General features: G+C 32.0%; 8 protein-coding genes. 7 read left to right on the forward strand and 1 reads right to left on the reverse strand.

The annotated features are described in order from the left end of the window. Positions 1 to 133 precede the first annotated feature (133 nt). Together P8H68_RS01795 and P8H68_RS01800 are read left to right on the forward strand one after the other, a co-directional pair. Positions 134 to 922: a polysaccharide biosynthesis/export family protein gene (locus P8H68_RS01795; protein WP_300320857.1), complete on the forward strand. Its 789-nt coding sequence runs from the start codon at positions 134 to 136 to the stop codon at positions 920 to 922. A 9-nt stretch (positions 923 to 931) separates the two neighbouring features. After that, positions 932 to 3403 (forward strand): tyrosine-protein kinase domain-containing protein, encoded by a 2472-nt coding sequence (locus P8H68_RS01800; protein WP_300320859.1) that lies wholly within the window; start codon positions 932 to 934, stop codon positions 3401 to 3403. On the opposite strand, the gene recG is transcribed toward P8H68_RS01800, so the two are convergent. Further along, a complete protein-coding gene (gene recG, locus P8H68_RS01805) occupies positions 3400 to 5499 on the reverse strand; it encodes an ATP-dependent DNA helicase RecG (RefSeq protein WP_300320862.1) in 2100 nt (699 codons plus the stop codon). The two genes, P8H68_RS01800 and recG, sit on opposite strands and share 4 nt — an antisense overlap. A 193-nt stretch (positions 5500 to 5692) precedes the next feature. On the opposite strand from recG, the gene P8H68_RS01810 reads away from it, so the two are divergent. The 5 genes from P8H68_RS01810 (at position 5693) to P8H68_RS01830 (ending at position 12320) form a co-directional block, all read left to right on the forward strand. Further along, positions 5693 to 6553, forward strand: a complete 861-nt coding sequence (locus P8H68_RS01810) for a DUF916 domain-containing protein (RefSeq protein ID WP_300320865.1) — start codon at positions 5693 to 5695, stop codon at positions 6551 to 6553. A 33-nt stretch (positions 6554 to 6586) separates the two neighbouring features. After that, positions 6587 to 7381, forward strand: coding sequence for a hypothetical protein (locus tag P8H68_RS01815; RefSeq protein ID WP_300320868.1), 795 nt, complete (start codon positions 6587 to 6589; stop codon positions 7379 to 7381). A 68-nt stretch (positions 7382 to 7449) separates the two neighbouring features. Continuing rightward, the gene (locus tag P8H68_RS01820; RefSeq protein ID WP_300320870.1) at positions 7450 to 8076 is read left to right on the forward strand and encodes a hypothetical protein; all 627 of its coding nucleotides are present in this window, start codon (positions 7450 to 7452) and stop codon (positions 8074 to 8076) included. Positions 8077 to 8083: 7 nt separating this feature from the next. Further along, positions 8084 to 11059, forward strand: a complete 2976-nt coding sequence (locus tag P8H68_RS01825) for a hypothetical protein (RefSeq protein ID WP_300320873.1) — start codon at positions 8084 to 8086, stop codon at positions 11057 to 11059. Positions 11060 to 11114: 55 nt separating this feature from the next. Beyond that, entirely contained in the window at positions 11115 to 12320 is a 1206-nt protein-coding gene (locus P8H68_RS01830; RefSeq protein WP_300320875.1) for a methyltransferase domain-containing protein, read from the forward strand. Positions 12321 to 12454: the final 134 nt, after the last annotated feature.

The raw sequence follows: 12454 nt of genomic DNA on the forward strand, positions 1-12454 counted from the left end.
ACAAATACTGGAAATACTCCTTTTGAATAAAAAACATAATAAAACCGCCTAATAAGAGTTGGTAAAAGTAATAGAAATTTCATTGTTTATTGGCAATAAAATTTATATTTGTAAATTGATAAAAAAACTATCCATGAACAAATTATTTTTAGTAATTAGTTTTTCAATTATTCTAAGTTCTTGTGTGCCTCACAGAAAACTTGTTTATTTCCAGGGAGAACCTATCGAAAAAGAGGATATCCATAAAATAAATGACACCCCATACAAACTTCAGGTTAATGATATCTTATCTATTACATTAAAATCTAAAAACGATGAATTAGTAGCATTATTTAACAACAGTAATAGTTCTAATGGATCAAGTAATAATTCCACAGGTGGTGATAATTTGTATTTCACGGGATATACCGTAGATGAACATGGAAACATACGACTGCCTTATGTCGGTAATGTAAACGTACTTGGATACACAATTGAAGAGGTTAGAGTAAAAGTAAAGTCTGAATTAAAATATTACATCAATTTTGACAAAAACATATTCGTAACTGTTAAATTAGCAGGTATAAAATATACTATACTTGGAGATATAGGATCTCCAGGAACGCACATAATCTACCAAAACAAAGTAAATATTGTAGAAGCAATTGCCAACTCTGGTGATATTATCTCCACTGGAGATAGAACAAAAGTAGAAGTATTAAGAGAAGAATTCGATGGATTAAAAAAATATACTGTGGATATTACCCAGATTGACGTTTTTGAATCTGAAGTTTTTAACATTTTGCCGCATGACATCATTTTCGTAAATCCAATTAAAACTAAATCATGGGGAATAGGAACGACCGGATTACAAACATTTACAACTTTAGCTTCGGTGTTCTCAATTATTGCAACAACACTTTTATTGATCAAATCATTCTAATAGATCTATATGAAAAACAACAATTCTTCATTCAATGATTCTCAAGACGAGGCATCTATAGATTTAAAACCATTGCTTTATAAAATTGTAGGCTATTGGAGACTTTTTGTTGTTACCTCAATTATTGCATTGAGTATCGCCAAATTCAAAAATGGTTATGAAGAAAAGTCCTATGCCATCCATACAACTATTAGTGTTAAGGAAGAGCAAAACCCTTTGTTTTCCTCAAGTACAAATATTGCATTTAACTGGGGAGGATCTAGCAATATCGTAGAAACTATAAAAGCTAGATTTACGTCAAGAACTCATAATGAAAAAGTTGTAAAAAAGCTAAAATTTTATATCCAATATCTCGAAGAAGGAAAATATCGACTAGAAGATGTTTATGGAAGTATTCCCTTCAAGATAATCACTGACCCTAACAAATTTCAATTGGCTAATACAAATATTGGAATTCAATTTACAGAAAAAAACAAAGTCCGAGTATCTGTCAATTTTGAAAATACGGAATCAAAAAGAGCGCTCTACGAATACAACGAAAATAAAAAGATTTCTTATACGCCAAAAAAAATAATATTCGAGAAAGAATTTGATAGTCGAGATACAATTAAGACTCCATTTTGTGAATTTCTAATTGAAAAAAAACACGATTTTGAAGTAACTAAAAACTACTATATACAATTCAAAAACATCAATAGCATTGTTAGTAAATACCGAAGAATTTACATCAAGGATTTGAAATCAGGAACATCTTTACTAGACTTATCCCTGACTGGCTCCAATAAAGGCAGGCTTGTTGACTACTTGAACACTTCGGTAAAAGTATTAGGTGGCGATCAAAAAGAAAACAAAATAGCATACGCTATAAAAACAAAAAAATATATTGATACGCTTTTTAAAAACGAAGCAAAACGATTGCAACAATTAGAAATTGAACTTTCCAAATTTAAAGACTCAACTAATCTTTACAATATTGAATCAGAAGGAAATAGACTGTTTGAGAAAATTATTGAAATTGATGAAGCTCTTCTTTTGAAAAAAAGAAGTTTAGACTACATTAAAAACCTTAGAGATTACCTTATTTCACATGATCAAAAAACTAAAGACATCCCTGCTCCAACCATTACAGAAATAAATGAACCAACTACTATTTCTAACACCCAAGAACTAATTACTTTAGTTACCTTAAAAAACGAATTAGAAGAAGCTGGAGTCACGGCAATTCATCCTGAGATGATCGATATTAGAAATAGAATTGCGTCTCGTAAAAAAATCGTAGTTGAAAACTTAACTTCATTAGAACAAAAAAACAAAAATGACATAAAGCAACTAAACAAAAGGCTAGATAAGTTGAACCGTGAATTGAAAAAAATCCCTCAACTTGAACAAGAATTAGTTAAATACTCTCGAAACTATCAGCAAACAGAAAGTAACTATACATACTTAAAACAGAAAAGTTATGAGGCTGGTACTGCAATAGCAGCCAATGTATCGGATATCAAAGTTCTAGACATTGCAAAGGATGTCGGACAAGGTTCTTCTAAACCAAGAACGTCCTTTAATTATTTAGTATCCTTAATGTTAGCCATAATTTTTCCTTTGTTGTACATTGTAATAAAACAATTATTAGATGACAGTATTGGAAGTGTTGAAGAAATAGAGAAAAGTTATTCAATTCCCGTATTAGGTGTTATTGGTAAAAACACTAGTACAACAAATTTAGCTGTATTTGAAAGACCAAAATCATCTGTCGCCGAATCATTTAGAGCACTTAGGTCTAATATTAAATTCCTTACAGAATCGAGAGATAGTGAAAATAAGTTTAGCAGGAATAAAACCATTTTACTAACATCGTCTGTCAGTGGTGAAGGTAAAACAATGGTTTCTATTAATATGGCAACTGCATTTGCCTTGAGTGGTAAAAAAACAATCTTAGTTGGACTGGACCTCAGAAAACCTAAAATTTTCAACGATTTTAATATTGACAACAATATTGGAATTGTAAACTATTTAATTAATCAAAAAACTATTGAGGAAATAACCTATAAAACGGAAATACCAAATATGGACCTTATCGTTTCTGGTCCTATCCCACCCAATCCATCTGAACTAATTTTGGGATCTAACACCACAAAATTTTTCAATACTTTAAAAACTAAATACGACTACATTATTATTGATACTCCTCCCGTTGGACTGGTTTCTGATGCGTTCGAATTATTAAAATACTCTGATGCTAATATCTATGTAATACGTCAGAACTTTTCAAAAAGAGGAATGATGAAAATGATAGATGATAAATACAGCAATGGAGAAGTTCAAAACATAGGATATATTCTAAATGATTTTAGTTCTAATGGAAAGTATGGATATGGATATGGCTACGGTTATGGTTATGGTTATGGCTACGGAAACAGCTATCATGAAAACGAAAAACTATCTATTAAGGACAGAATTAAGAATATCTTTTCTAAGTCCTAGCTGATATTAGACCACAAGTTTGATTTTTTGACAAAAGAAGCATAGACTGCTGACAAGTTTTTATTCTCAGTTTTTGATAAATTTGGATCTTCAGAAAGCAATTGGATAGCAGTTTCTCTTGCTTGCTCTAATATCTCAGTATCCTGCACTAAATTTGCTATTTTTAAATTTAGAATACCACTTTGTTGCGTCCCCATTAGATTCCCTGGTCCACGTAGTTTTAAATCAACATCTGCGATCTCGAAACCATCCGACGAACTAACCATCGTTTCAATTCTTTTTTTCCCATCTGCAGATAATTTATAACTAGACATCAATACACAATAACTTTGCTCAGCTCCTCTCCCTACCCTACCGCGTAATTGATGCAACTGAGACAAACCGAATCGTTCCGAACTTTCTATGACCATGATACTTGCATTTGGCACATTTACTCCAACCTCAATCACTGTGGTAGCGACCATGATTTGCGTCTCTCTTTTAACAAATCGATTCATTTCATATTCCTTGTCTGCAGCTTTCATTCTACCATGAACTATACTTATTTGGTAGTTCGGAGATGGAAACTCTCTAGCTATACTTTCATAGCCATCCATTAAATCTTTATAATCCATCGCCTCAGATTCTTCTATCAAAGGATACACAACATATACTTGACGTCCTTTGGAAATCTCATCTTTCATGAATTTAAAGACCTTCAAACGATTGCTATCATATCTATGAACAGTTGTAATTTCTTTTCTTCCTGGTGGCAACTCATCAATTACCGAAATATCGAGGTCCCCATAAGCACTCATGGCCAAAGTACGAGGTATGGGAGTTGCAGTCATTACCAAAACATGAGGAGGTTTCACATTCTTCATCCACATTTTTGATCTCTGCGCGACTCCAAAACGATGTTGCTCATCTATGATTGCCAATCCCAAGTTTTTAAATTTCACTTTATCTTCTAACAAAGCATGCGTACCAACCAAAATATGTAAGGTTCCTTTTTCTAAGCTTTCGTGTATCTCTCTTCTTTCCTTTATTTTGGAAGAACCAGTTAACAAGCTTACGTTTATATCAAACCTAGAAAGTGATTCCTTTATAGATATAAAATGTTGATTTGCCAAAATCTCAGTAGGTGCAATCAAAGCAGCCTGATAACCATTGTCCAAGGCAAGCAACATGGCCAATGTTGCAACTATCGTTTTACCAGATCCAACATCCCCTTGTAATAACCTATTCATATGAATACCAGATCCAACATCTTTCCTAATTTCTTTCAATACTCTTTTCTGAGCGTTCGTCAATTCAAACGTTAAGCCTTTAGAATAAAACTCATTGAATTTTTCACCAACTAACTCAAACTTAAAACCTGCAATCTTTTCATTGATATTTATCTTTTTATGCAACATTTGAAGTTGCATAAAAAACAGTTCTTCAAATTTCAATCTATATTCAGCTTTAGCCAATATTTCTTGACTTTTCGGAAAATGGATATTTAATAATGCCTCTCTTTTTGATAAAAAACCGAATTTTTTAATAATATTTTTAGATAAAGATTCACCAATTGCCGAATAAAAATCTCTAAAAACGTGCTCCAATACAGTACACATGATTTTATTTGACACTCCTCTACTCGTTAGCTTTTCTGTTGAAGGATACACAGGTTGAATTCCAGGACGTAAACTTTTTTCAAAAAGTGACAAAAGTTCAATTTCTGGATGAGGCATACTAAAATTCCCATTATAAAAATTAAGCTTACCATATATCACATATACCTTACCTTCTTTAATCGAATCTTTCAGCCATTTACCTCCTTTAAACCAGACCAAATCAATAGTCCCTGTACTTTCCTTAAAAACAGCAGAAAATCTTGAACCTCTTTTTTGTTTGATTTCTTTAAATCCAGAAATCTCTCCTACTAATTGAACTTCGGATGAATTAGGCTGCAATTCATTTATTTTGTAGAACCTAGATCTATCAATATACCTAGTAGGAATAAGAGAAAACAAATCCTGCACTTTTCGAATTCTTAATTCAGACAAAAGCAATTCCGCCCTAGCAGGACCTACTCCTTTCAGATATGATACAGGTACATTAAAGTCTTTCATTGGTTAACAACATAATCAGTTCAAAACTAATCAATAAATTCTAAATCTTTAAATTTCTTCAGTAAAACTGCGCAAGAAAAAAAACTTTCATATTTTAACAAAACATTAATTTCCCTTAGTTTTATTTGTTTTTTAAATAAAAGCTTCTATATTTGTTTAACATACAATTAATATTACCCTATACCCCCGATTAATGTATCTTTTTAAAAAATATACCCCTATAGTAGTTTTACTGTTTTTTATAAGTTCTGTGAATTCTCAGAACAAATCAGTAAAAAATGTTGGAATCTCCTCCGATAAACAGACGACTGGAGTTTCTGTTTCACCGGCACACTTTCATTTAAATTTAAAACAAGGTCAGTCCAAAGTTTATAGTATTAACATAAACAATGATACCTCTAGCCCTAAAAGTTTTCAAGTTAAAATGATGGATTTTAACATGAACGGAAAAGGGAAAAGCTCATTTCTACCTGCTGGTAATGGAAAATACTCTTTATCTAAATGGGTATCAATTAGTCCAACATTCGTTGAACTAAAACCAAATGAAAAACGCAAGGTTGATTTTACTGTATCTGTTCCAAATGACTCAGATGGAGCCAAAGCTGCTTGGAGTATTATCATGATAGAACAACAACAAGCTAGACAATCCTTAAGTCCTGATAACAAAAGTGATAACACTGTAGCACTCGGTGTAGTTCCTACTTTTGCATTTGGAGTATTCGTTTATCAAAATCCACCAGGTGTTGCCTTAAACGAAGTTGAGTTTGTAGATTTTGTTTTTGACGAAAACAACAAACAGATTTCTATCGTTGCCGAAAACAAAGGTGACGGCATATCATACTGTACTTCATATATTGATTTAACTAACTTAAAAACTGGAGATCAACAAAGATTAAAAGTTAAAAAATTCACCATTCTACCTGATTTAATTAGAGATTTTATTTTTAAAATCCCTGATAATCACGAACCCGGTGACTATATTGCTGTAGGAGTTTTAGATTTTGAAAACTCTGATGAAATACAAGCAGCCAAAATGGAATTCAAATTGAATTAATAATAATTATACTAACCCCTAAAATTAAAAAAAATGAAAAAAAGTAACAAGTTTAAATTGTTTATCGCAGCAGCTGGATTAATCGGTGCAACTGCAAATGCACAATTAGTTGATGAAAAAGATGTGTCTATTACAATGGATTTACAACCAGTTCTTCAACTAGAAATGACAACACCTGATCAAATTGAATTCGTATTTGACGACATTAGTGAATACCAAGCTGGTATCACCCAATATGCAGCAACTGTTTTGAAAGTAAGTTCTACTGTAAGTTGGGATTTATATGCCGTTGGTAGATCGCAAGGAAATACTGCACCGGGATTCTGGGATCAACAAGTTGACTATGGAGATGACAACGTTAATGCCGTAGATCAATTGCCGTTGAGCTTATTAGAATTAAGACAAAATAGACAAAATTTATCTACAAGATTGGATCCAACAAAATTGGATTATAGTGCTAACTTTCAAAATCCAAATACCTTAGGAGCTCTTGCTCCATATGCAGGAACAAATAATATTTATGTTGATGCAGCTGGTGCTGGCACACCTCCAAGTGCTACCGATAGATATATTGCTGGACATGCGGGAGACGATGGGATTGACAACTATATGCCAGGAGGTACATACTTGAATCAAACTACTCATACTTCTGATTACTATTATACAATAGATTACAGAATTTTACCAGGATTACCTGCTGTCTTCCCAATGGCTTATGATTTAGCTACAGCATCTTCTGAAAGTGTTAACACTTTGAATCCAGCGGCATATGCTGAACCAGGAGTTTATACAATGTACGTTCAATATATCCTATTGGAAGACCAATAAAATTAAAGTTTATAATACAATGAAGGATGCACTAAACTGCATCCTTTCATTGTATAAAATAAATACATATGAGATTAATTGTAAATGTAATTTTTGCATTCCTCTTTTTTCTATCTATCACTAGATCCAATGCTCAAATTCATTGTGGTTCTGTTGAGTTGTTTTTAGAAGAACAAGGGAACAGTGCTTTTACATTTACTGATTTCAGCAAATACCAAAGTGGATATCCACGAACAACAATTGCAAGATTAAAGGTAAGAGTAACCGACAAAGTAATTCCAGATAACTTATGTTCTTGGAATCTAATCCTAACAGTAAACAACAACGGAGCAAACTCAACAGAATGGGAAGTATTAAACCATTATAGTGATGGTACTGGACCTAATCCGTTGCTTAGTATTCTAGAAGTTAGAATCACAAATGATTGCATGACTTCTGAAGATTTCTCTAACTTTGTTCCTCTTTCTGATGTAAATGATATTTTAGAAATTATAAAACCAATTATTGGAACACTAGAAGCCTCTGACGTTATCCCTAGTAATAGTTGTGTAAAAAACGTTAATGGAATTGGAGATTATATTAGTAATTACAGTGAGTATACCTTTAAAATAGAAGTTAGATTAAAACCTGGAATGACTTTCAACCCTGGAACTTTTGCACTAAATTTTAATTTTCGTTTAGAAGAAAATATTTAATATAGATTTGACACCCCTAAAAAATCTTATTCATATTTTAAACAAAGTATTTATTTTTGCTCTGCTCTTAAACTTTTCTTTCTCTTTTTCACAAGAAAATAAAATAAAGAAAGAAGTTAATGAGTTTAAAAGCAGTATCGCTGAAAAAGTAAAAACAAAGTTTAAAACCCCTACCATAGAACTTGAAAGATCAGGATTAGTTTCTAATGTTCTATATATTGTAAATTCAAGTACTGATAATTTAAATTTCACTTTGGATGTTCTTATTCCAAACGAATGGAATAGCATCGTTGATTCAGAAAAAATCTACAGTCTTCCCGTAAATGACACTATCATTGTACCTATTCTGTTAATACCTTCTAAAGTAAAATCCGGTAGTAGTCAAATAGTCATCAATACCTTTCTAATAGATTTAGACGGCCAACAAATTGGTGATAACTCCTTCCAAATGAAAACTAAGAAAACTGTCAAATGGGATTTAGGAGTTAAAACAGCTAATAAATTCTATTTTAAGAATGATGAATTCAACAAAAAATTTGAATATTCCATCATTAATAAAGGTAATTATAAACAAGATATTTCTGTAAATCATAAAATTCCTAAAAAAGATTTGTATCTATCTGATACCTCAAATGTTGAGGACAGAATAGCCAATAAACATAACAATATTACACTCGAGGTCGGTGAAGAAGCCGATTTTAGTTATTACGCTTCAGCAATACAATTAAACGAAAGGAACAAAAGAAAAGTTTCTAATACAACCTACACACCATACGAAAACAAGTATTATAAAAACTATGATCTTGTTATCAATAGTACCGAAGACAAATCTCAAAGCGATATTCATTACAAAAAAACCGCGAAAGTATCATTTGTTAAACTACCAAATGAAATTGACTATGATATTTATGGATATCCAACACTCCCCCTATTGGTAGATGCATATATTCAGAACATTCTAGGTGCAAACACTTTTATGTCTGTTAATCTAAGAGGGACTAAACAATTATCACAAGATGCTAGTTTGGTTTATAACACCACATTAAACTTCAATCAAAGTACTTATAATAGAGAACTACAACAAGATATACCCTGGTATATTGGTTATTACGATGATAAAAAATCCATCGAAATCGGACAAGTTTATTCCAATATCATCGGTATTACCAGTGTTGGTAATGGTGTTAAAGGGTCTTATAGATTAAATGACAAAAACATTTTGTCCGCTTTTTATATTCAATCAAACAATAACATTCAAAATGCAAGAAATGACTCTTATGGTTTCACTCATAACTTTCATTCGACATTTTTAAGCCTTAGATCACAAATTGGTAGAAATGACAACAAAATAAACCAAACTACTACTGACGTTATTTCATTACATCCCAGATTGAGATTATTTAAAACTAATATTTTTGATTTCTCTATTGCTCGCTCATTGGTTACAAACTATATTACTGATACAAAACGTGAAGGTTTTGTTTATGGAGCTGGATTTTCTACAAAAATAGCTAGAAAGTTAAGATTTAACGTACATGGAAGGTATAACGATGCAAATTTTGGTACTGGAGGAATCAAAAGAATCAACCTGAATCACAGAACAAGTTTTAAATTTAGTCGAAAATGGAATATACTAATTAATAACAACTACCAAAGTACCGAAAACTTGCGAAGAACCTATTCATTTATAAATACAGGTCAACAGATATTGAATAATAGATTGTCAATATCAAAAAAAGTTAAGGCCGGTTCAGTTCAAAATGGAGTTTTCTACGACATTAGACAATTTAACGATGTACAACTTCATAACAGAGGTTTATCTTACAGATTTTCAACTTACAACAATCAAACTAGTTTTCAATCTTCATATCTTTTAAGAGCAGGGTACACGCAAGAAACTCAACCTATAAAATCTGACAATCACTTTAGTTTTGACTTTACTAGTTTGTTAAGATATCGAATTTGGAATTTTACTTTTAAATACAATTATGGTAATTTTTCCGTAGTCGACAATCAAAATACAATTGGTCCACCCGTTACTCCACAATTACTAAGATTCTCAATTCAAAACCAATACACCTTTAAAAACAGGCGTTTTATTTTAGAAACAAATAGCAGTTATACTTACAGAAATATTGCTAAAAATAATTCTTTCGGAATCAACCCTGAATTATTCTATTTTTCAAAAACTAACTGGAGATATAGCTTACAGTGTAGTTATATTTTTAACAGTACGGATTACAGCGATATTGTTGTATTTGAGGACGAACAATTTAGCTCTAACCGATCTGGTAAAAACCAAAATTCAAATCTTACGATCGGTTTGAGCATTAGAAAGGAAATAGGAATTCCTATTCCATTTGCTAAAAAATCAACCACTAACGTTAAATTTATCGCGTTCAAGGACCTGAATGGAAACAATCGAAAAGATTATGACGAATCACCAATCAACAACGTAGTTATCAACTTGGATAAGAAAGAAGTAATAACCTCTTATAATGGTGTTGCCAAAATTAACAATACACCCTATGGTAAATTCAAAATAAAGGTTCTTCCTTTGGAAAAATCTGAAGGTTGGTTCTCTAATGTACCTGACTCAATCCCAATTGACCGAAGTGAAAATTATTTTATTCCCTTCGTAAAAGGAGTCAAACTTCATGGAGATGTTATCATGGATAGACAAAAAATTGCTATTACTGATGAAGGTCCGATGGATCTATCTAGAATTAAAATTACTGCTACAAAAGAAGGTCAAAATTACAGTACCCTAACTGATCTTAGTGGTCATTTTGAATTCTATCTGCCAAATGGAGAATATGTTCTTACCATGGATGATTCCATCCTATCAAGCACTCTAAGATTATCACGAAACAATATACCTGTAGTTCTTAATAACAATCAAGATGGTTACTATACCTCCTTTTATATTTTAGAAAAACGAAGAAAAGTTATTATTCGAGATTTTTCTAAAAAGAAAAAGTAGCAAATTCTTCTTTACCATCTGATTTAAGTACCTTTGCATTCTCAAAATAATGACTATGCGTTTACACAGAAATTTAGTTTTCACAGTTATCGATTCCTTAAATGCAATATTTAACGAAGGTATATATGCTGATAAAGCAGTTGAAGCTGCGCTTAAAAAGGACCCAAGATGGGGTGCAAGAGATAGAAAATTTGTTGCAGAAACTATTTATGAAGTTGTGCGATGGAAACGTCTATACAATGAAGTCGCTGAAACTAAAGACCACTATTCTAGAGAAAACCTTTGGAAAATTTTTACTGTATGGGCTGTCCTTAGAGGAATTGAATTACCCGATTGGAAATACTTTGCAAATGCTCCGGTTAGACGTATCAAGGGTAGGTTTGATGAGGTACAAACTGTGCGTAAAATCAAAGAATCGATTCCAGATTGGCTAGATGAATTAGGTTCCTCTGAATTAGGTAAAAACTGGGATAAAGAAATCAAAGCTTTGAATATTCAAGCACCAGTTGTTCTTCGTGCGAACACGTTAAGAGGTTCGCGTCAAAATTTAGAAAGAAACCTAAATGAAAATGACGTAGAAACAACTGTAGATCCAAAATACAAAGATGCCTTGATACTTAAAGAACGTAAAAATGTTTTTAGAACGGATGCTTTTAAAAGTGGTTTGTTCGAAGTACAAGATGCCTCATCTCAATTAGTTGCGGAATACCTTGATGTAAAGCCAGGTATGCGTGTTATTGATACATGTGCAGGTGCCGGCGGTAAAACATTACACTTAGCAGCTTTGATGGAGAATAAAGGCTCTATTGTTGCTATGGATATCTATGCTGGAAAATTAAAGGAACTTAAAAGACGTGCTAAACGGGCTGGAGCTCATAATATAACTCCGAAACCAATAGAAGGCACAAAGACTATTAAAAAACTTCACAATAGCGCTGATCGCGTTTTAATTGATGCTCCATGTTCTGGATTAGGTGTACTGAAAAGAAACCCTGATGCTAAATGGAAACTTCTACCTGAATTTATAGAAAACATAAAACGTACGCAAGAAGAAATTCTTAATAGTTATTCCAAACTAGTTAAAAAGGGAGGTAAGTTAGTTTATGCGACTTGTTCAATTTTACCTTCTGAAAACGAAAATCAAGTAAAGAAATTTCTTGCTAGTAATGATGAATTTGAATTTATCAAAGACAATAAAATACTTCCATCAGAAAGTGGTTTTGACGGTTTCTACATGGCTCTTTTAGAAAGAAAAAAATAATACTTTTTTACATCTTCAAATATTAAATCCCTTTATGTAATGATAAAGGGATTTTTTTTGTAATCTTAATTATTTCCTACTTAATATAGTTGTTTTGTTTGTTCAAAATAAGGCACACAAAAAAACCTCAATCA

This window comes from Flavicella sp. (genome assembly GCF_029238425.1).
In the GTDB taxonomy this organism is placed as follows: domain Bacteria; phylum Bacteroidota; class Bacteroidia; order Flavobacteriales; family Flavobacteriaceae; genus Flavicella.

Coding starts and splice junctions, on each gene's coding strand:
- P8H68_RS01800 (WP_300320859.1), top strand. CDS start 932: ATGAAAAACAACAATTCTTCATTCAATGATTCTCAAGACGAGGCATCT.
- recG (WP_300320862.1), bottom strand. CDS start 5,499: ATGAAAGACTTTAATGTACCTGTATCATATCTGAAAGGAGTAGGTCCT.
- P8H68_RS01815 (WP_300320868.1), top strand. CDS start 6,587: ATGAAAAAAAGTAACAAGTTTAAATTGTTTATCGCAGCAGCTGGATTA.
- P8H68_RS01830 (WP_300320875.1), top strand. CDS start 11,115: ATGCGTTTACACAGAAATTTAGTTTTCACAGTTATCGATTCCTTAAAT.
- P8H68_RS01810 (WP_300320865.1), top strand. CDS start 5,693: ATGTATCTTTTTAAAAAATATACCCCTATAGTAGTTTTACTGTTTTTT.
- P8H68_RS01795 (WP_300320857.1), top strand. CDS start 134: ATGAACAAATTATTTTTAGTAATTAGTTTTTCAATTATTCTAAGTTCT.
- P8H68_RS01820 (WP_300320870.1), top strand. CDS start 7,450: ATGAGATTAATTGTAAATGTAATTTTTGCATTCCTCTTTTTTCTATCT.